This is a genomic window from Pedobacter terrae (genome assembly GCF_036946585.1).
In the GTDB taxonomy this organism is placed as follows: domain Bacteria; phylum Bacteroidota; class Bacteroidia; order Sphingobacteriales; family Sphingobacteriaceae; genus Pedobacter; species Pedobacter terrae_C.
Map to the genome: position 1 here is coordinate 203831 of NZ_JAQIIV010000002.1, position 21094 is coordinate 224924.

At 39.5% G+C, this 21094-nt stretch carries 15 protein-coding genes and 1 tRNA gene; 13 read left to right on the forward strand and 3 right to left on the reverse strand.

The features are described from left to right. Positions 1-117 precede the first annotated feature (117 nt). On the reverse strand, positions 118-1140 hold the full coding sequence (locus tag PGN18_RS03435) for a LacI family DNA-binding transcriptional regulator (RefSeq protein ID WP_335318279.1): 1023 nt from the start codon (positions 1138-1140) through the stop codon (positions 118-120). A gap of 251 nt (positions 1141-1391) precedes the next feature. Here PGN18_RS03435 and PGN18_RS03440 point away from each other — a divergent pair, with 251 nt between their 5' ends. From PGN18_RS03440 to PGN18_RS03460, 5 genes are all read left to right on the forward strand, one after another. Next, positions 1392-3221, forward strand: a complete 1830-nt coding sequence (locus PGN18_RS03440) for a glycoside hydrolase family 2 protein (RefSeq protein ID WP_335317961.1) — start codon at positions 1392-1394, stop codon at positions 3219-3221. Between the two features lie 124 nt (positions 3222-3345). Then, the gene (locus PGN18_RS03445) at positions 3346-4518 is read left to right on the forward strand and encodes a glycoside hydrolase family 88 protein (RefSeq protein ID WP_335317962.1); all 1173 of its coding nucleotides are present in this window, start codon (positions 3346-3348) and stop codon (positions 4516-4518) included. A gap of 113 nt (positions 4519-4631) precedes the next feature. Then, entirely contained in the window at positions 4632-5456 is an 825-nt protein-coding gene (locus tag PGN18_RS03450; protein WP_335317963.1) for an SDR family oxidoreductase, read from the forward strand. Between the two features lie 60 nt (positions 5457-5516). Beyond that, positions 5517-6680 (forward strand): mannonate dehydratase, encoded by a 1164-nt coding sequence (uxuA, locus tag PGN18_RS03455; protein WP_335317964.1) that lies wholly within the window; start codon positions 5517-5519, stop codon positions 6678-6680. Between the two features lie 775 nt (positions 6681-7455). After that, positions 7456-7689 (forward strand): hypothetical protein, encoded by a 234-nt coding sequence (locus PGN18_RS03460; RefSeq protein WP_335317965.1) that lies wholly within the window; start codon positions 7456-7458, stop codon positions 7687-7689. Between the two features lie 79 nt (positions 7690-7768). Here the strand turns inward: PGN18_RS03460 and PGN18_RS03465 are convergent. Beyond that, positions 7769-7842, reverse strand: a tRNA-Arg gene (locus tag PGN18_RS03465). A gap of 934 nt (positions 7843-8776) precedes the next feature. Here PGN18_RS03465 and PGN18_RS03470 point away from each other — a divergent pair. From PGN18_RS03470 to PGN18_RS03500, 7 genes are all read left to right on the forward strand, one after another. Continuing rightward, entirely contained in the window at positions 8777-11863 is a 3087-nt protein-coding gene (locus PGN18_RS03470; RefSeq protein WP_335317966.1) for a SusC/RagA family TonB-linked outer membrane protein, read from the forward strand. 20 nt (positions 11864-11883) lie between these two features. Beyond that, positions 11884-13257 carry a RagB/SusD family nutrient uptake outer membrane protein gene (locus tag PGN18_RS03475; protein WP_335317967.1) on the forward strand — a complete coding sequence of 458 codons (1374 nt, stop codon included), beginning with the start codon at positions 11884-11886 and terminating at the stop codon, positions 13255-13257. A 16-nt stretch (positions 13258-13273) separates the two neighbouring features. Then, on the forward strand, positions 13274-14599 hold the full coding sequence (locus tag PGN18_RS03480; RefSeq protein WP_335317968.1) for a DoxX family protein: 1326 nt from the start codon (positions 13274-13276) through the stop codon (positions 14597-14599). 4 nt (positions 14600-14603) lie between these two features. Then, positions 14604-16049: a hypothetical protein gene (locus PGN18_RS03485; RefSeq protein WP_335317969.1), complete on the forward strand. Its 1446-nt coding sequence runs from the start codon at positions 14604-14606 to the stop codon at positions 16047-16049. Between the two features lie 13 nt (positions 16050-16062). Next, positions 16063-17553, forward strand: a complete 1491-nt coding sequence (locus tag PGN18_RS03490) for a hypothetical protein (RefSeq protein ID WP_335317970.1) — start codon at positions 16063-16065, stop codon at positions 17551-17553. 570 nt (positions 17554-18123) lie between these two features. After that, on the forward strand, positions 18124-18357 hold the full coding sequence (locus PGN18_RS03495) for a hypothetical protein (RefSeq protein WP_293741203.1): 234 nt from the start codon (positions 18124-18126) through the stop codon (positions 18355-18357). Positions 18358-18510: 153 nt separating this feature from the next. Beyond that, positions 18511-19146 carry an alpha-ketoglutarate-dependent dioxygenase AlkB gene (locus PGN18_RS03500; protein ID WP_335317971.1) on the forward strand — a complete coding sequence of 212 codons (636 nt, stop codon included), beginning with the start codon at positions 18511-18513 and terminating at the stop codon, positions 19144-19146. Positions 19147-19229: 83 nt separating this feature from the next. Here the strand turns inward: PGN18_RS03500 and PGN18_RS03505 are convergent, their stop codons facing one another. Further along, the gene (locus PGN18_RS03505; RefSeq protein WP_335317972.1) at positions 19230-19721 is read right to left on the reverse strand and encodes a 2'-5' RNA ligase family protein; all 492 of its coding nucleotides are present in this window, start codon (positions 19719-19721) and stop codon (positions 19230-19232) included. A gap of 623 nt (positions 19722-20344) precedes the next feature. Between PGN18_RS03505 and PGN18_RS03510 the strand changes: the two genes are divergently transcribed. Then, on the forward strand, positions 20345-21016 hold the full coding sequence (locus PGN18_RS03510) for a response regulator (RefSeq protein ID WP_335317973.1): 672 nt from the start codon (positions 20345-20347) through the stop codon (positions 21014-21016). Positions 21017-21094: the final 78 nt, after the last annotated feature.

Here is a 21094-nt window from a genome sequence, read left to right on the forward strand (position 1 = left end):
TAAGTGGTGTAAGATGTTTCCAACTTACACTGTTGAATAATCGAAGTGTAAAATAAAGCAAAAATTAGTTACACGCTAACATCTGACTGCACGGAAAGCCACGCTAAACTCCCCACGCTAACTGCTATGCACCACCAACTTGCAATCGACCATCACTTTTTGATAGTTTTCCATATCGATCTCTTTATTGATTAACTGAAGCAGGAGTTTTATGGCATTTTCACCCACCGATTCGGGATTTTCTTCAATAGAGGCGATAGGCGGCAAATCGAGGTAAGTGATAAAAGCATTGTTTCCAAATCCAATACTTTCAATTTTATTAAAGTTCGGGTGGTTGATAGATTTCAGATATTTTATCGCGTCAAACAGGATAGGTTCTTTAAAAGCCACAAGCGCAGTAGGCATGTGGTCTGGATGAGCAAATAAATTCTTGATCGCAGTAATTGTGTTTTCCTTGTCAAAATCAGTATAAGCGACAAGTTTTGCTGAAAAAGGTACTTCATGATCCTTTAATGCATTGATATAGCCATTGAAGCGGTCGTGTGTAAAATTGGTCATCTTTGGACCGCCCAGATAAGCAATTTTGAGATGTCCTCTGTCAATTAAAAATTTCGTCGCCTGGTAGCAACCCTGAAAAGTGTTGCCCAATACCTTATGACAGTTCAAATTAAAACTAGGGTTGCGTGTGTAATACACTATGGGAATGCCCATCTTTTCAAACTGATTAAAATGTTCAAAATCTTGTGTATGCTTGGAGATGGCAACAATTAAACCGTCAACACGACCCCTTAACATCATATTTGCCGATTGAATTTCCTTTTCCAGCTCATCGTGTGATTGACTGATGATCACATTGTAGCCATTATTTGTCGCAAACTGCTCTACGCCGTATATACTTCTGGTAAAAAAGTGGTCTAAAAGGTTGGGCAGAATAACGCCAATAATGCGAGACCTTTTTTCCTTTAAATTGATGGCTGATTTATTGGGGGTAAAATGCAACTCGCGGGCCATTTCCTGAACGCGCTGCTTGGTGTAGGCATTTATAGTGGGATAATTATTAAGGGCTTTTGATACTGTAGAAACAGACATCTTTAACCTTTCAGCCAAGAATTTCAGGGTAACGGGGGTATTGTTTATCATCTTTTTCAATCGCTATACATAATTAATAAAAAATGCCATTATTTCAAACGTTTGAAATAGGGCTTGATTAGGTTTTATGGAGTTTTGTCCAATTTAAAGCCATTTAATCTGTTAAGCTTTTCTAAATTCGTGATGGTAACACAACCAGGCAAAAACGGCATATTACTCAAATTTAGACCAGTGAAAGCGAAACCGTCCGCAATTAATTGTTAGTTTTGAAACGATCAATTAATCATATTAAAATTTAAGTTATGCTAAAAACAACCTATAGCGTATTTTTAATCTGCTTCTCGCTTCTTTCATCATTCAGTTACGGTCAGGTTACGGCTATACAGAACATCCAGGGCCGAAAAATACAGAGTCTTAACGGTAAATGGAATTATATTATAGATCCATACGAAAACGGTTATTATGATTATCGTCACGATCCGTTTGATCAATCTAAATCCGGATCAGGAGGTTTTTATGACGATAAAGTGCAGAAAGATAAATCAGAGCTGATTGAATATGATTTTGACCATTCACCACAGATGAACGTTCCTGGTGATTGGAATTCACAATCAGAAAAATTGGAATTTTACGAAGGTAATATTTGGCTGCGCAGAAAGTTTGATGCTAAACCTGAAAAAGGAAAAAAATATTTCGTTTACTTCGCTGCAGTAAATTACGAAGCCCATGTTTACCTCAATGGTAAAAAACTCGGCGTGCACAAAGGCGGTTTTACACCGTTCCAGTTCGATGTAACCAATAATTTAAAAACAGGCGAAAACTCCATTGTGCTCAAGGTTGATAACATTCGCAAACAGGATGAAATTCCGACAGTAAATACCGATTGGTGGAATTATGGAGGCATTACCCGCGATGTTTTTTTAGCAGAGTTCCCCGAGCATTTCGTCAGTGATTATAAATTGCAGTTGGTTAAAGGAAATAATAACCTGTTAAATTTTTCGGCAAAACTGGCTGATGCAACCGCTGGGCAGGAAATTACGCTTTCCATCCCTGAACTTAAGCTCGAAAAGAAATATAAAACAGATGGTGAAGGTAAAATTGCTGATGAGTTTACCTGGAACAATTTAAGTTTATGGTCGCCGGAAACACCAAAATTATATGAGGTAAACATCAAAACCGATAAAGAAAATATCAATGATAAAATTGGTTTTAGAACCATTCAGGTGAATGGCGATAGCATCCTGTTAAATGGCAAATCAGTTTTTTTAAGGGGCATCTCGCTTCATGATGAGAATCCGCTTTTAGCCGGTCGTTTACGCTCTGAAGGGGATATGCGTATGATGTTACAATGGGCCAAAGATCTGAATTGTAACTATGTGCGCCTGGCCCATTACCCGCACAATGAAGAGATGATCCGCCTTGCTGATGAAATGGGCTTGTTGGTTTGGGCTGAGGTGCCTGTTTACTGGACCATCAGCTGGACTAACCCGGCAACCTATGCTAATGCGAAAAAACAATTAACTGATTTAATCCTGCGTGATAAAAATAGGGCAAGTGTAATTGTATGGTCAATCGGCAATGAAACGCCACTTAGCGATGCCCGTTTGAGTTTTATGAGCAATTTGGCAGATGCTGCCCGCACGCTGGATGATACCCGATTAATTGCCGCTGCTTTAGAGGTGCACCGCGAAGGAAATAATATGGTTTTAAATGATCCACTAGGCGAAAAAATAGATCTGGTCAGTTTTAATGAGTATGCTGGCTGGTACTGGGGAGGCAATCCGTCCGAAATTGCCAAATATAATTTCGATATCAAATATAAAAAACCGGTTGTCGTTTCTGAATTTGGTGGTGGTGCTTTGGCTGGTTTCCACGCGGATGAGAATACTCGTTGGAGCGAAGAATATCAGGAAGCCTTATACAAGAACCAGATTACCATGTTGAGCAAAATCGGCGCCTTACGCGGTATGACGCCATGGATTTTGACTGATTTCAGGTCACCAAGAAGACAGCATCCCATCTATCAGAATTTTTGGAACCGTAAAGGTTTGATCAGTGAAACAGGCCAGAAGAAGAAAGCGTTTTATGTACTTAAAGCTTTTTACGGCCAAATGCAGGAAAAATATAAATAGTACAATAAACAGATTAGGACAAATGGCTTAAAAAAATCATGTTTGGCAAATTTAAATCAAAGCAAGTTGTTAATGAAGGTAATTTTTGGCTATCTATCCGTACCCCAATAAACGTGGTGATCATATGAAGATAAAATTGATATTAGTCATCGTAAGTATTCTGGCATTTAATAGGGTAAGGTCGCAACAGGTCGATGTAGCAAAGGCATTTTCGGCGGCAGCGAAACAAACAGATATATTGATCAAAAATGTAGATTCAGCCAGAAAAATTAAACCCAATCTGGTCTCGCCGCGTACTGTAGAAAATGGGGAATTCAAAATGGTTGGTTCAAAAGATTGGACCAGCGGTTTCTTTCCTGCTGAACTTTGGTATTTTTATCAGTATACCAAAGATCAAAAATGGCTGGAATTAGCTAAAAAATATACCGAAGACATTAAACAAGAGCAATTTAACAAAGGGACTCATGATCTCGGTTTCATGATCTATTGCCCATTCGGAAATGGATACCGGTTAACAGGCGATCTGGCGTACAAAGCGGTCATTATTCAGGCTGCAAAATCCTTATCAACCAGGTTTAATGCTACTGCGGGCGTAATCAAATCATGGGATCATAATGGCGACAAGTGGAAATATCCTGTAATTATTGATAATATGATGAACCTTGAGCTGTTGTTCGAAAGCACGAAATTAACAGGGGACTCATCTTTTTATCAAATTGCGGTAAAGCATGCCAATACCACGTTGAAAAAACATTTCAGGCCCGATTTTAGTTCTTATCATGTTATCGATTATGATACCTTGACAGGAAGAGTATTGCAAAAAGTAACGGCACAGGGTTATGCGAACGAATCAGCCTGGGCAAGGGGGCAGGCATGGGCATTATATGGTTATACCATGTGTTACCGCGAAACTAAAACTAAATCGTATTTGGCTCAAGCTGATGGTATTGCAGGCTTTATCTTAAACAATAAAATTACCCCGGCTGACGGTATTCCTTATTGGGATTATGATGATCCTAAAATTCCTGAAGCATCAAGGGATGCATCTGCTGCTGCAATCACCGCTTCTGCACTTTACGAACTGGCGAAATACAGTACCAACAGTAAAAAATATAAAGCCGCAGCCAATAAAATCTTAAACGCACTCAAGACCAAATACGTCAGTAAAATTGGTTCAAACTATGGTTTTATTCTAGAACATAGTACAGGGCATCGGCCGGCCAAATCTGAAATAGATGTGCCGATCAATTATGCCGACTATTATTATTTGGAGGCTTTGCTGAGAAGTGAAAAATAATATTTTTAGATCGTGCATGGCTATTTCTAATGGTAATATATGCTTTTCTTTAAGGAATATAACGGATTCATTTAAAGTATAAAATTAATATTCGCATACAATATATATTAAAAATGAAAAATGAAATTGCAGGCCTGTTTTCGTTGGAAAATAAGGTGGTGGTGGTTACTGGTGCCACAGGTGTTTTGGGCGAGGCCTTTATTAATGGTTTATGCGCGGCGGGAGCAACCATCGTGGTAATTGGTAGAAACGAAGAAATAGCCGAACAGCGGGCTGCTGACGTTATTAATGCCGGTGGTAAAGCCATTTATATACTTGCCGATGTATTGAATGAACAAGACCTCGTGGAAGCAAACGCAACCATCATTAAAACCTATGGCCGCATTGATGCATTGGTCAATGCAGCTGGCGGTAATGTGGCTGAAGCCGTAATTCAGCCAGGGAGCGACGTTTTTGAACTGAACGTTCCTGCTTTAAAACAGGCTTTTGATTTAAACCTTTTCGGAACCATTATGCCCACCCAGGTTTTTGGTCCGGCCATCGCAAAAAATGGGGGTAGTATTGTCAATATATCATCGGTTTCAGCTACCCAGGCGCTCACCCGTGTACTGGGCTATTCAATGGCCAAAGCAGCTATCGAAAGTTATACCAAGTGGATGGCTGTTGAACTGGCTAACCGTTACCAGGATAAAATCAGGATGAATGCCATTGTACCTGGTTTTTTTATTACCAACCAAAACAGGACATTATTAACCAATGAAGATGGTTCCTTAACCGCTAGAGGGCAGGCCATTATTGCTAAAACCCCTTTCAAGCGCTTTGGTGTGCCCGAAGAATTAATAGGGGCATTGGTATATCTGCTAAGTGATGCCGCTAAATTTGTAAATGGCGAAAGCGTTAAAGTAGACGGTGGATTTACTGCTTTTTCCGGTGTCTAACTGTCACATATATATTGAAAAATAATCTGTGTTTTCCCTTAAATCAGTATAATCATATAAATGAAAAAATTAGAACAAACCTGGCGTTGGTATGGCCCGAATGATCCGGTTAGCTTACAAGATGTTAAACAGGCAGGTGCTACGGGTATTGTAACTGCCTTACATCATATTCCGCATGGCGAAGTTTGGCCTGTGGAAGATATATGGGAGAGAAAAGCAATTATTGAGGCTGCAGGTTTAACCTGGTCAGTAGTAGAAAGTGTTCCCGTACACGAAGCCATTAAAACCCGCAGGGCTGATGCCGGGCGGTATATCGAAAATTATAAAAGCTCCTTGCGCAACCTATCAGCCTGCGGTATTAAAACAGTCTGTTATAATTTTATGCCGGTATTAGACTGGACACGTACGCAACTGGATCTCGAAATGACCGATGGATCAAAAGCACTCTATTTTAATTGGATCGATCTGGCCATTTTTGATCTTTATATCTTAAAGCGCGAAGGGGCAGAGGCAGATTATTCAACATCTGTTTTAGATCGTGCTGCCGCTAAATTTGCCACCTTAACCGAACAGGATCTAATTGACCTCCGGATAAACGTTTTAATGGGCATACCCAACGAAAAGGAAATTGAACTGGAAACCCTCCGCCACAGCATTAATGAATACAAAGCCATTGGTACAGCAGGTTTAAAAGAAAACCTCAAATTTTTCTTGTCATCCATCGCAGAAGTATGTACAACAGAAGGGATTAAAATGACCATTCATCCTGATGATCCTCCTTATGCCATTTTAGGTTTACCAAGGATAGCCAGCACACTCGAAGATTTTAACTACATTATCAAGTCAGTGGATCAGCATTTTAATGGGGTATGTTTTTGTACAGGTTCTTTAGGCGCAGGTATGGGAAATAATACTTTAGAAATTTTCAATGCAGTTAAAGAAAGGGTATATTTTGCGCATTTGCGTAATGTTAAAAAGGACGAAGATGGTAGTTTTTATGAAGCCGATCATTTAGGTGGTGATGTAAACATGTACGAAATCATGAAAGCGCTCACGGAAGAAAATGCACTACGCGATCAACCCATTCCTTTCCGTCCAGATCACGGCCACCAAATGTTGGATGACCTGGCTAAAGAAACCAATCCGGGTTATTCGGCCATTGGACGATTAAGAGGTTTGGCTGAATTAAGGGGGTTGGAAATAGGGGTTACAGGGAATTATTAATTTTTTTCTTTTGTCATCCTTAGGGATAATTTATGGTACAAAAGTCAATATCAGTGACAGATAATTTTGCTAGGTGATATCCCTAAAGTAAATCCGTTGGTAAGGTCGTCATTTTCGCGCATGCGTTAATCTTAATGGAACAACTTAAGCCGTAGATCGAAAGACCTGCGGTTTTTTTTGCTGTTATCCCGATACAGTAAAGTATCATCGGTTTAGGCGCATTTGGTCAAATTTTATTTGGAGCGCTAGGCCTTTGCTAAATAGGGTAGCGTGCTCCCGTCTTTCGCTTTTACGCTTCGCTTCCTCGTTCCTCGTTGCTGCAGGGTAACCGCTCCAGCCAGGGCTAAATTGCTCTGCAGCATTTCATATTTGCGTTTGCAGGGCCTACTAACCTTTGTATCTATAAGCGGAAGCGGGGTTGCAAACCGTCCAAGAACCACATGCCGCTCATTTCCTCATTCTTCAAGCTCATTTATTTGAGTCTGTGTGAGATTAATCTATAGGATAATTTGATTCAATATCGCTCTGTGCAGCTAAACACAAAAGGTTTATTTGCATGTTTATTATTAATTTCTTTCCTTTATTTATCCCCCCTAATGCAGTAGAATGATCTTTTAAATATGATTACTATCGCTGCACATTTATCTGTACAAATTTTCTCTGTGGGCCACATTTATGAATCTCCTGCCAAGCCTTGAAGCTTAACAACACACCCAATGGCTACCATTTCAAAATCAGCTTTGCTTATGGCTTAAAATTTGTTACGCTTTAAAGCATGGAAAACAGCAACAATCCCACAAAAAAAATCTTAAAACCCTCTGTTGTACACGATGATTTGCCAGAGGCTAAAGAAAATAAGCACTTGCGTAAAATGCCCAGTGATCATGACGATACCTTACCAGAAAATCCGGAAAGAAACTATCACCACGAAGAATTAAAAAGTGTAAGTTCGGGTCACAAAAGAATCAGGCAGGCCGATGATGATGTTTGGAATGGGGAAGATGCTTGATTTTGGGTTTAGGTTTATTAAATTAGAAGTGGTTTCTAAAAGAAAAAAGCTTTCAGGTCAGATCTGAAAGCTTTTTTTGTACCCCGGAAGGGATTCGAACCCCTGACCCACGGTTTAGAAAACCGTTGCTCTATCCAACTGAGCTACCGAGGCCCGTTTTTTAATGAGCTGCAAATATAGAAGTTCTATTTAATATGTAAAAATATATTTTAAACTATTTAGAACGTACTTTTTCTAATTTAAATAAGTGGTTAAAATAGAAGCAATTAAAATTAAGTCTTTTAGATGTTCATTTGTTTTTCAGCAGTAAAAAAAACAGATTATTCGCCTATAATAATTAATATCAGAAATAGGGTTTACTTTTCTTATCCTCAATCAATCTATCTATATCAAAAAAACTGCTAAACCATATGGTTTCCCTTACAGCTATGCTGTTTGTTTAGCTTAATTTCGATCTGATATTTTAGTAGGGCTTGAAGAATTTATAGGGGTATATAATTTATTTTATTGATTAAATTGTAGTAACTGATAACGCCTCATCATGAAAAAACCAAATAGACAAGCTCCCCATTAATTCGATATGCAGCTTTATAAAGAATTGCATGTTTGCACGGCTAATTCTCCAAAGGCTATGACGATCAAATTTGTCTGGCCCAGTTTTGCTGAAATTTAGTGACTATTGACGCTTTCTAAAACATCAAAAATTCGCCGGTACACCTCAACAAATTGTTTCAAGAATACCCCGGAAAGGATGTTATGTGATGAGCTTTAAACGGGCTTAATAAATAGCTTAAGCGGTGTGTACGAAAATTAATCTACTAAATCTATAGATTTAGTTGCTATTTGTGTTTTTTGTTTATACTTTCGCAGTCAATAAACTAAAATACAGCAATATGGATGCATTTCTACAATTAGGTAGCGCTTTCTCAAAAACCAAAATATTAGTAAGCTTCAACCGGATGTGTTGTTGCTATTGAAAAAAAGACAGGCTTGAACCTGTCCTTCCGATGCGCTGACACGCAACGCCAATCACTTGTCAGCATCTAGTTTTAATCAATTGTTTCGTAATTAAAACCTTTTTAAAATTATGCAAAATTTTGAAAGATCAAAACATTTTGCCAATGTTTTTGCTTTTGGAAAGCCTAAGTGTGTATTAATTTATGCATTTTTCCTCTCATTAACCTTTTCCTCCCGCTTAAAAGCCCAAACGAGGCCATTAATCAATTCTACCTTAACAGGTAAGGTAATCGACGCCGCAACCAAGACCGGTATTCCAGGTGCCAGTATCCATATCACCGGAACTACTCATACTGTACAAACCGATAATGATGGAAATTTTGATTTCGTTACCGGGCAGAAATTTCCCTATACTTTGGAAATTTCCTACATCGGCTACGAAAAGCAAACCGTTGTAGTTAACGGTAGTCCTGTAACTATCGCAATCAGGGAGTTGTCAAATCAATTAAATGATCTGGTAGTGGTAGGTTATGGTACGCAAAGCCGTAAAAATTTAATTGGCTCCGTATCAAAAATAGATCCCTCAGATAGCAAAACTATTCCCGCAGCCAGCTTCGACGTCCAACTGCAAGGTAAGGCCGCCGGCGTTCAAATTAATGCCAATTCCGGTGTGCCTGGAGCAGATGTTTTCATCAGGGTTAGAGGTGCAACATCGATTAACGCCTCCAATGATCCATTGTATATCATTGATGGCGTTTTTGTGAATAACTCAAGCCTGCAAAATATTGCTCAGGATAGGGGGATTTCTCCTTTAGCTGATATCAATCCGGCCGATATTGAAAGTATAGAAATTTTGAAAGACGCTTCTGCAGTAGCTATTTATGGTTCCAGAGGAGCTAATGGCGTTGTGTTGGTTACCACAAAACGAGGTAATTATGGTCAGAAGACCAGGATAGATTTCAACGCATCTGAAGGCATAGCCTGGGCGCCCGGCGATAGAATCTGGAAAGCCACAACGGGAGAGGAACATGCCATCCTGATTAACGAATATAATAGAAACATGGGCACTGCGGAGCCATTCAGAGATAAGAACATTGTAATTAATGGAGTAGCAGGTAGGGGCTTACCTTCTGAACAGCCCACTTACGATCGTTTGAGTTATCTATTCCGTCATGCTCAACTTCGCAATTATGATGTTTCACTTCAAGGCGGCAGTGAAAAAACGAAGTTTTATTTTGGAGCGGGATATACCGGACAGGAAGCTATATGGCGTCCTATGGGTTTAGCTCGTGGTGCTGTGAAAATCAATTTAGATCACAAAATTTCTGATAAGATCAGTATCGGTACCAGCAATAGTATCAGTAAAACTCATCGTGACCAGGCAAGGCCAGCCAACGGAGCAAACGGTACACTATTACAGGCTTCATTAAATATTCCTACCTATCTGCCTATTTTTGATGCTGCGGGTACGCCTTTAAAATGGGTGAATTTTGATAATATTGCGGTACTTACCAGTACGCAAAACCTATGGTCAAATAGTTATCACTACGTAGGTAATGTGAATTTAGATTATAAAATAACTTCTAAATTAAATTTTAGGTCTACAGTTGGGGTAGATTATAACAATTACGAAGAAAATGAGTACTGGGACACCAGGACTATACTCGGCAATAACGGTGGTCGTGGTACACAAAGTATAACTCAATCATCTACCGCCATAAATGAACAAACGTTAAACTATAACGACAAAATAGGCAAGCACAGTTTTGGCGTGCTGGTAGGAAACACATTGCAGGGAATAGAGATTAAAAACGTTTCAGCTACGGGAACTAATTTTCCTAACAATTCGTACACCCAAATTTCTTCGGCAGCCACACAAACCGCCTCTCAGTATAAGAATAACAGTACACTGGCTTCTTTTTTTTCTAGGGTAGATTACAATTTTAATTCGAAATACTATGCAGAATTTATCATCCGTGCCGATGGTTCATCAAAGTTTGGCGCCAATAACCGATGGGGGTACTTTCCTGCTGTAGGCGGAGCATGGCGTTTAAGTGAAGAGGATTTTATTAAGAAAATACCACAAATATCTAATTTAAAACTAAGGCTGAGTTACGGCATTACAGGTAATCAGGGTGGGGTAAGCGATTTTGCCTCCAGGGGATTATGGACTGGCGGTTTTGGTTATGCCGATGTAGCCGGGGGATCAGAATTACCAGGTACAGGTCCTTTACAAATTGCAAATCCCGATTTAAAATGGGAAAGCACTGCCCAGTTTAGTTCAGGTTTGGATATTGGCTTGTTCAATGATCGGTTGGGTATCGAACTTAATTATTACCGCAAGTATACCAGCGATGCACTTTTACAAGTGGCAACGCCGGGTATCACCGGCTTTACCTCATATCTGACCAACTACGGCGAAATTAGTAATAACGGTTATGAAGTATCCATTAACTCCATTAATATCCGCAACCAATCTTTCACCTGGAAAACTGATTTTAATATTGCAGGAAACAAAAATACAATCGAAAAAATACCCGCCGATATTCCATTTGCAGGAAGAGATCTGATCAGATTACAACAAGGCAATTCTTTGTATGCATATTGGTTATATAAACAACTTGGCGTAAACCCTGATACAGGTGATGCCATTTTTGAAGATTATAATGGCGATGGTAAGATTACTGCAGAAGACAGGCAGATTATAGGAAGTACCTGGCCGAAATTTTTTGGAGGACTTACCAATAGCTTTACCTATAAGGCCTTTGATTTGTCGGCATTTTTTGTTTTTTCATACGGTAACTACATCTGGAACCATAACCGCATGCTGGGTGAAACCGGTGGAACGCTTGATGCGGGTAGGGTACTTTTAGCCAGTCAGCTGGATAGATGGACCATTCCCGGACAAATTACCGAAACACCCAGGCTTACTGCCGCTAATTATTCACGACAGGAAAACAGCCGTTTTTTTGAGGACGCTTCCTACCTACGCTTGCGTACGCTCAGCTTCGGTTATACACTTCCAAAATCGCTTACACAACGTGCTAAAATTAATAAAGTAAGATTGTATGTAACCGGCAATAACCTTTTGCTATTTACCAGGTATACCGGGGCGGATCCAGAATCAAATTTAGGTACACAAAATATCCAGGGCTACGACTACGACACGCCTCCACAACCTCGAACGATCCAGTTTGGCCTGAATGTTTCCCTGTAACTTTCCTTAAAACTAAAAAGATGAAAATATTAAGATATATACTTTTTTCCGCCAGCTTAATTGCTCTTACCGGTTGCGAGAAATTTTTAACCACCGAACCTGTGAATGCCGTTTCAGATGAAACCACTATTATAGACAAGGTATCGGCAGAAACCGCTCTCAGGGCAGTTTATCGCCAATTTGGCAATATCGGTTACTATGGTGAAAATTATGTTACTTTCGGATATTTCCCCAGCGGCGATATCAAAAACCTGACTACAGGCGGATCTGCAAACTTTGTTAACGTCAATTTCCGGTCAGATGATGTGCTCTTTAATGCCACTTGGGTAGCAATTTATGGCGCAATCAATCGCGCTAACCACGTTATTGCCAAAGTGCCAACAGTTAATGATCCCTTACTTACTGCCGCCTTAAAAAATCAGTACATAGGAGAAGCAAAATTTTTAAGGGCACTTGCTTATTTTGATTTGGCACGGGCTTGGGGTGGCGTGCAGATTATTTTGGAACCGACTACTTCGCTGCAAAGCACCCCGCAGGTGAAACGAAGTACTTTAGCGCAAACCTATGCTCAGGTGCTAAAGGATTTGGAAGATGCTGAACCCTTGCTGCCAGACGCGGTAAATAGAATTAGGGCCACCAAAAGAACGGTTTGGGCACTAAGAGCCAGGTTGCATTTATACAAAAAAGAATGGGCGCTGGCCGAAAGCTATGCTACAAAACTTATTGACAAATCTGCAGATTATACCCTCGTAAAGCCATTTAGCGCCTGGTTTGCCGATAATGTAAAAGCAAGCCAGGAGTCTGTCTTCGAACTACAGTTCAGCGTAAACAATCCAAATTCAACCCGCATTCAAATGGCACACTCTACCAACGGAGGTCAGTATCGCTATGCGCCAAATGACAGGTTTGTACAGTTGTTAAACGATCCGAACATTGGGGGCGGCCGAAAGGCTTTGATAGGAAGTGTTACCCAGAGCGGCATTACCAACTGGTTCGGTAATCTGTATTACAGGCGAGACGCTACCGATCCGGCATATATCTTCCGGATTTCCGAAATGTATCTTATCAGGGCTGAGGCAAGAGCACAGCAAAATAACCTTTCAGCTACCACCGGTTCTTTGTTCGATCTCAATAAAGTGAGGGATAGGGCAGGTTTGTTGCCGTCTGCAGCTGTCGATAAAACAAGTATTTTATTAGCGATAGAAGAGGAGAGAAGGTTTGAGTTCGCTTTCGAACCACATCGTTGGTTTGATTTGGCAAGAACGGGTAGGGCGAAGGCGGTATTGGAAGCGTTAGATCCGAATACGAAAGTGGCTGATTATGAATATATATTTCCTATTCCTGTGACACAAATTCAGCTTGATAAAAATTTGGAGCAAAACCCTGGTTATTAACTTTAAAATGAGAACAATGAGTTTTTTTAATCATGTGTTTGTTTCTTGGAACAGGACAAACAAATTTACATTACGCTTTTTTTTTATCTTCATCCTTTTGCTGTATATCCCCTTGGATTACAAGTTTTATGTCGATCTGTTAAAAGGCAGTGCCGGAGAAAAAGGTTTCTATGCCTTGTTCAAAATCGCCAGTTACCCCCCAAATTCTTATGGACACAATATCTATCTAAATGGGGCGCTTTTTGTAGCGGTTGCGGTATTAGGGAGTTTTTTGTGGGATAAAATCTGTCGCAAACAGCCTCAGGATTTCGATAAGCTTTATTATTGGCTGAGGGTGATTGTACGTTATCGTTTGGCACTGGCAGCCATAGCTTATGGGCTGATTAAGGTGTTTCCTTTGCAAATGCCTTATCCCAGCTTAAGTAACCTGCATACCAATTATGGTGATTTTTTACCGTGGAAAATTTACTTTCATACCACGGCCATAGCACCGCCTTTTGAAGCGTTTTTAGGTTCAGTGGAGCTAATTGCCGGACTGTTATTGCTTTATCGTAAAACAGTTGTGTTCGGTGCTGGTATTCTGGCAGGTTATTATGGCAATGTTTTCGCTTCCAACACAGCCTATCAGATGGGGTATACGGTATTCAGCTTGCAATTGGCATTTTTTGCGGTTGCACTATTCATTTATGACGGTCCTCGTCTGTACAGGCTGTTGGTTACCCAGAAATATACGGTGGCTAATACTTACCATCCCCGGTTCGGTAAAAGGGAAAAATTGTTTAGAACTATTGTCAGGCCAATTATTTTAGTTTTTGTTTTGACATTATCTTATGCTACTTACCATAATTTTAACACTGCCCCATACAAATATCCTAAAACCGCAGGCTTAAAAGGCAGCTATGGCTATTTTAACGTTAAGGTGTTTAAATTTAACAACGTAGAGTTACCTTATTCTACAACCGACTTAAACAGGTGGCAAAATGTAGTGTTCGAAAAATGGGCAACATTGAGTATTAAAACGGCTAAGCCTATCGTAATTGATGAAGGATTTGGAGATCAGTTTACAGACCTGGATGCAGATAGGAACTTTGAATCTGCTGGAGTAGGGGGACGAAGGTATTTTGCTTATCAGGCTGATACGCTGTCCACGACGATACAGCTCGTAAACAAAAACCCGCACCACAAGACAGAACACTTCGACCTCAGCTATCAATGGCTTAATGATAGCACAATTGTACTGAGCGGTATAAATGAACACAGAGATTCTATCTATGCTGAACTAAACAGGATCAATAAAAAATATCTTCTTTTCGAAGGTAGGAGAAAACCTATAAAGCTATAAGAATATGGGAGCTATAATAGAAGATAACTATTTAAGAGCAGAGGTTTGGACTGGTTTTCAAAAAATTGTTTTCAGAACGTTTTTTGTCTTTTTTATTGTCATGATAATTCCAACCGATGGTAAATATTATCAGCAATGGTTTACCACAGACTGGAAAAATCTGCATATCAGGGATATGGGTACGCTAAGTGGATCAAGTTTTAAAATTGTAGAAGTGGCTACAAAAAGGCCCGGAGGGAATGATGTAGGAGGTGCTCCCGAAAAAAAGGAATATAAATACATCATCTATCCCGAGTCTGGCGAATATGGTGCATGGAGCTACATCAATTGGGCTATAGCGTTCGGTATTGGTATTGTAGGGGCAGCGATCTGGACAATCTTTGAACAAAAGTCTACGAATTACAATATGCTTTATTACTTTTTAGCTGTATTGGTAAGCTACTCGATGATCATAAGGTTGCAAGGCCTTACATTCTCGAAAATATTTCCGTCGCAAATGCCCGATTTGGCTATAACACAATTAAATACACCATTTGGCGATTTCGTTGCCCAGAAACTATATTGGATTCAGTTCAGTTTTGTCCACAATTTTGAGCGATATGCTGGTTTTGCTGAATTGGTAATTATGCTTACACTGTTCTTTAGGAAAACACGGGCGATTGGTGCTGCGCTGAGTATTGCCATGATAGGCGTAATTGCGCTGGCAAACCACACCTACGATGGTGGTATTCATCTACTTGCCTCATTTTATATATTAGGCGGTATTTTTGTATTATGGCCTTACCTGCCTGCAGTATGCAATCTGATTGTAAGAGAGAAAAATACCAGGCTTAACATTGTATATTACCCTTTCAAAAAGCCATGGGAAAAATGGCTTAGGATTGCTTTCAAAAGTTTTATATTCTTTTTCTTTTTTTTGCTTAGCGCTTACCTGCACTGGCAAAATTACCTTTACGACTCTTACAAGGTACCACAAACACCAGGTCTAACTAACGCCAGAGGTCTCTATCAGGTAGAGCACTTTAAGGTAAACGGAAAGGAAATACCTTTTTCGCCTTTAGATTCGTTAAGATGGCAAGATGTAAGCCTCGAGAAATGGTCTACGCTATCTTTTACGGTATTTAATACTTTCAATATTCATGGCGAGGCAGGTAGGGGAAAGCAATACAAGGATATTGACAGAACCTATGAATCAGCAGGTACGGGCGGAGGTCGCAGACACTATTATTATGTGATAGATACATTGAACAAAGTATTGACCTTAAGGAACAAGAACAAGGCATATAAAGCGCAATCACTAACGCTCCGTTATGAAAGACCCCATGCGGACGAACTGTGGCTACAAGGCAATAATGAATATGGGCAACCCATAGAAATGGTATTGAAGCGAAAGCCTAAAACTTATCTCTTATTTCAAGATCGCGGGCAACGAAATATTTGGATACCTTAACAATCAGAATAAGATGAGTTTTCTTAAATCAAAAAATAAGGCTTTCCCACTTGGGGAAAAAAGCCCTAATCAAAAGCCCTGGACTAAAACCGAAAAGTCTGCCTTCCGGATTGCGTTTATTTTCTTCACCTTGATGAGTATACCTACAGATTACGGATATTATGTGATGCTGTCCAATTTCGATTGGGTAAACCTAAACTACAGGCAGCTAACTGAAATGGCAGCTTTTTTCAATCCGCAGTTTATCAATGTTTATTCGGAAAGTGGTTTTTTCGGCATCGCAAGTTATATCAATTGGCCATTTGTCTTGTTTCTGGCCGTCATTAGCGGATTGATTTGGGGCTATTTTGATCGCCGCAGCGTTTCGTATAATAAGTTGTATTATTGGGTAAGGGTATTTGCGCGTTATAGGGTAGCTTATGCAGGTATAGGCTGGGGCTACAAAAAGATATTTGTAATGCAAATGCCTGCACAATTTGAGGCCATTTGGAATACTGATTTAATAAACTTTTTTGCCAAGCGTTTGTATTGGGAAGTGTTAAGCATAGCCCCTACTTATGAAATTTACTTAGGCTTTGCCGAGTTTTTTGCCGGATTTTTGTTGCTGTTCAGAAAAACTACCTCTATCGGAGCAGCATTGGCCTTCGTTGTCTTTGGTAATATCGCCATCTCTAACCATGCTTATGATATAGGAGAACAAGTTCCAAGCGCTTTGATGGCCCTTTTAGCTTTTTTCCTGCTTTGTAAGGATATTCCTGCCATTTACCAACTCATTATTAAAGAAAAAGATGCTGTATTGTTGCAATACTATCCCGAATTTAATAAAGCCTGGCAACGTTGGACCAGAACTGGTTTAAAAGTGATTTTTAATTTTTTATTAGTCCTGTTGTTTGCCTATTACGAAGTGAGGGCTGTAGTACAAAATGATTTTTATAAAATACCTAATACCCCGGGATTGGTAAATGCAGTGGGGATATATGAGGTGGCAAAATTTAAACGTAACGGTATTGAAGTGCCCTACAATCCGTTAGATAACAACAGGTGGCAAGATGTTATTTTCGAAAAATGGTCATCAATGGGGGTGAGATATGTGAACAAGCCACAACAGATTGCACCATTTTCTGCAGGAAGTTATCCGCGGTTAAACGAGCCGTATAATGGTAAAATCTGTTTCGATTGGAGAGGGGACTTGCGGAGGTATCACTTAGATGCCAATGGAAAACTACAGCCTGAATTTAAAGCCCCAAGAGATTTGCGGATTGATTGGGAATTTTCAGGTATACAAGGTCGGGTATTTTATTATTATGAAATTGATACTGTTAAACAGGTGCTTAAACTGGTGAATAAAAACAAACATCATAGAAGTGAAAAAATGAGACTAACTTATCAAAAACCTGATGCGCGTACTTTGATTTTGAGCGGCAGGGATGATCACAATGACTCGGTGTATGTTGAGCTCAGAAAATCAAGCTATCAGCATCCACTCTTAAAATTAAATAAATGAAGAATCATACTCAATATGATGCAATGGTAGATTCTGCACCGAATGGGTCTGTTGCTGTCATCCCTTTGCGTCGATAGGGTTTATCTGTACTTTTAATAAAAGGTAAAGACACCTTGGTTGGAGGGATGTGTATTCACGATCTATGCAGCTATTGAGTACTGCGCCATGCCCAAAGTGGAGGAAAAACAGATTGTGAACCGGATGTGATCTATAACCAAGCTGGCAGCATCCAGCATGGGAAACTAATTGGAAAATTTTATAGTTTTTTTGGTACCGCAAAAGACAAGTGGAATTTTAAACTGTTTTTTTTGCCCGGCCTGCGTTTACAATGGAAAGTGGCCCACCCAACTAAAAGCGTATACTATGCGCCGGAACATTGCATATTGAACCGGATCAACCAGCCTTGATTTTTTGTTTTCAATATTAAGGATTTATTAACGATTTTTAATGATTAATAATCTGATTATGAATGAAATGGATTTTATGTTGTTGAATTGTTAATATCTTAGGGCGTGCAACATGCAAACAAAACTTCATAAGTTCGGTTTGCTATGGTAAAATCATTAAGCTATGAGTAAAATGACACAAACATCTGATATCGAAAAATTCATTGAAAAATTTGAACCTTCTAAGTTTAAACGCTTGGCGAGGGGAATAGAGGTGCGCGGGATTAAGGATTTAAACAAAAGTATTGTTTACGCCAATGAGGTGATTGAAAAGTTAAAGCTAAAACTTTCAGTAGCGCACACAGCAGAAATGGCCATGTACGGAAGTTTTGAAGTAGTCTATAAAAATGCTGGCTAAACTATAATCTGATCGCCCATTTTCTTGCATCATTAATATTATTAAAACGTCTGCCGAAAAATGGTCAGACGTTTTATTTTTTGATTAAGATGGATCCGAAAAGACCATTCTAATAAATAAAAACTCCCGCGTTGCTTTCACTGTTCTATAAGCATGGAGACACCAATACCCGGATTTTTGATATACCCTGATTTTATCAACGAAGCACTGGAACAACAATTAATTGAGGAAATTGATGCGCAGCCATGGATGGTGGATTATTCCAGACGGTTGCAGTACTATGGTTTCCGCAATGAGCTGGAGGCTCCATACGAGCTTATTAGTATCCCGCTGCCTATCCCGCACATCATTAACGAAGTTGCGAGGAAAATATTTACCGAAAAAAATCTGGAGCATGATCCCGATCAGGTGATCATCAATGAATATCAGCCCGGTGAAGGCATCAGGCCACATAAAGACAGGAATTATTATGAAAACCAAATCTGCGGGATCAATTTGGCAAGCGGCTGTATCATGCGTTTCACCAATGGGAAGACCCGGGAAGTGGTAGATATTGAATTGCCAAGACGTTCGCTATATATCATGCAGGATGATGCCCGTAAAAAATGGGACCATGGCATACCGCCGAGGAAAAAAGACCTGATTGATGGGACTGTCCGGCTTCGTGGGCGTAGGGTATCCATTACTTACCGCAAGGTAAAACCATCAAAGGTGCAAGAGATGAATCCCCAGGGCAGGGTTGCCGATATCCTACGCGAGAAATTTAAATTGATGATTGCTGAAAGGTAAATTTGCCCTATCCATATAAACAACTGGTTTGGTTAACATGGAATAATGTAATGAAATTTTTGGTAGCCATCAAAAAAGTTTAATTATATCAGGTCCACATCAAATTCATGACGCCAAGGCCCCCCTAGATAAGAGAAAACCTGGATGGCACTAATGCCCACGTTGAACGTTACAAAATTGCTGTTCAGCTCGCTGTACAATTGGCTGGCTGTTTCGGGCCTTACTTTATTCTGGATGGTAACATGTGGCCGGTAACCTTGCCTGTCCTGTGCTTGTAGCACCGGAAAAAAATGTTTGAATAATAATTGATGTAACTGCACCATTTCAGTACATTCCACACGATAGGCCACGCCATGTCCCAATTTCATCAGCCTGGTTACTTCAGCCACAAAACCGGGAAATCTAAAAGCTTTAAGAAAGGATATCGTTTCTTCATTGAAGGGCAAGTGGTGAAATACCATTAAATGCGCTTCAAGAAAATTCCTTTCAGGAGGGAAATGTACCTTTCGTTTGCTGTTAAAAAAAGACTGGCTTTTTTCATCCATCTTTAGCGTTAAAATTAATGGATTGTTCATTTTTTACCCTTTGATTAAAAAAATATGACTATTGAAATCATTCAAATGTTTCATTTGATTTTAAACTGATTTAAGACGGTATTGGCTTAAATAATAGCATTCGAACAAACAGGTTAGAAGCATTGTTTGCCAAATCAAATCCTCTTAAATAAAATTGATAAACTTTATCACCATTTTCAATGTAAGCTCTTTAAAATCGTCATTATAACCGTGTTGCATCATATTTGCTTAATTCTGTAGCCAATGGTTATGCCTTTATCCAGCTAAAAGAAAACTATTTCCCGTCCGAGGAAACCGCAAATATTTATTCTGCGATTTACGGCAGGTCTAGAAAAATTCCAGGGAAACTGACCGCATTCGTTTCTGTCACTAAATTTAGCTCGCAGAATTATCCTATGACTTTCCAAACGAAAAAATCGTCGGTTACTTGAAGCAGTAAATTTTATTTCTAGTTAATGCAATTTTTTTTGATCCCGACCATGATTTTAGATTTTATTTGGTGACTATCGACTCATCTTTTGACACAAAATATTTGAAAGGGAAACCGTAACTGATGTCGGTTACTTCTTTTTAATTTTGGGCTTGGAACCTCAATAGGCTTAAATAATTTATGATAGTGATATATGTTTAAAAAAGTACTGATCGCAGAAGACGAAGATTTTATGAATATTGCACTGAGAATAGCGCTGGAAGACTTGGGCGTTATACAAGATAACCGCGATTATGTAGTGAACTGCGATCAGGCCTATAGCCGGGTAAAAAAGGCCATCAGCGAAGCTAATCCCTATAATTTGCTTATCGCTGATCTATCTTTTAAAGGAGATCCAGAAGAGAGGGAAATTTCTTCCGGATGGGAATTGATCCTGGCCGTTAGGAAAATACATCCGGCAATCAAAATAATGGTTTTTTCTGCTGCTGACCGTAAAAATATTGCTGACCGGCTTTTTAAAGATTACCTGATTGATGCTTACGTGCATAAATCTTTTGGCGCAGCTAACGCTTTTAAAACAGCGATTAAAGCAGTTAACGATGGTCAGAAATATTGTTCAGTCAATCTTCGTCGCTTTCCGGGTGATGAAATTTTAGCTGAACTGACAGGGGAGGAAAAACTTATTTTAACACTCATTACCGAAGGGGTAAAGCAAAAATCGATAGCAGCCTATTTCAAAAAAAAGGAGATGTCTTCCTCTAGTCTGAGCCATATCGAGAAAAAACTTAAAGACCTAAGAGAGAAATTAAATATTTCGTCAACTTTTTTGCTGGCCTGGCATTGCAAAGAAAGGGGTATTGTTTGAAAAGGTTGTGGCGTAGTATATGATGATGTAAGCTTGCATTTTTTAGTTAACGGGTGTTTGAGGCAAATTCGTTCTTGT

What these genes read in the sequence shown, in the direction of transcription:
- PGN18_RS03435 (WP_335318279.1), bottom strand. Translation starts at nt 1,140, where the DNA reads ATGATAAACAATACCCCCGTTACCCTGAAATTCTTGGCTGAAAGGTTA.
- PGN18_RS03440 (WP_335317961.1), top strand. Translation starts at nt 1,392, where the DNA reads ATGCTAAAAACAACCTATAGCGTATTTTTAATCTGCTTCTCGCTTCTT.
- PGN18_RS03445 (WP_335317962.1), top strand. Translation starts at nt 3,346, where the DNA reads ATGAAGATAAAATTGATATTAGTCATCGTAAGTATTCTGGCATTTAAT.
- PGN18_RS03450 (WP_335317963.1), top strand. Translation starts at nt 4,632, where the DNA reads ATGAAAAATGAAATTGCAGGCCTGTTTTCGTTGGAAAATAAGGTGGTG.
- uxuA (WP_335317964.1), top strand. Translation starts at nt 5,517, where the DNA reads ATGAAAAAATTAGAACAAACCTGGCGTTGGTATGGCCCGAATGATCCG.
- PGN18_RS03460 (WP_335317965.1), top strand. Translation starts at nt 7,456, where the DNA reads ATGGAAAACAGCAACAATCCCACAAAAAAAATCTTAAAACCCTCTGTT.
- PGN18_RS03470 (WP_335317966.1), top strand. Translation starts at nt 8,777, where the DNA reads ATGCAAAATTTTGAAAGATCAAAACATTTTGCCAATGTTTTTGCTTTT.
- PGN18_RS03475 (WP_335317967.1), top strand. Translation starts at nt 11,884, where the DNA reads ATGAAAATATTAAGATATATACTTTTTTCCGCCAGCTTAATTGCTCTT.
- PGN18_RS03480 (WP_335317968.1), top strand. Translation starts at nt 13,274, where the DNA reads ATGAGTTTTTTTAATCATGTGTTTGTTTCTTGGAACAGGACAAACAAA.
- PGN18_RS03485 (WP_335317969.1), top strand. Translation starts at nt 14,604, where the DNA reads ATGGGAGCTATAATAGAAGATAACTATTTAAGAGCAGAGGTTTGGACT.
- PGN18_RS03490 (WP_335317970.1), top strand. Translation starts at nt 16,063, where the DNA reads ATGAGTTTTCTTAAATCAAAAAATAAGGCTTTCCCACTTGGGGAAAAA.
- PGN18_RS03495 (WP_293741203.1), top strand. Translation starts at nt 18,124, where the DNA reads ATGAGTAAAATGACACAAACATCTGATATCGAAAAATTCATTGAAAAA.
- PGN18_RS03500 (WP_335317971.1), top strand. Translation starts at nt 18,511, where the DNA reads ATGGAGACACCAATACCCGGATTTTTGATATACCCTGATTTTATCAAC.
- PGN18_RS03505 (WP_335317972.1), bottom strand. Translation starts at nt 19,721, where the DNA reads ATGAACAATCCATTAATTTTAACGCTAAAGATGGATGAAAAAAGCCAG.
- PGN18_RS03510 (WP_335317973.1), top strand. Translation starts at nt 20,345, where the DNA reads ATGTTTAAAAAAGTACTGATCGCAGAAGACGAAGATTTTATGAATATT.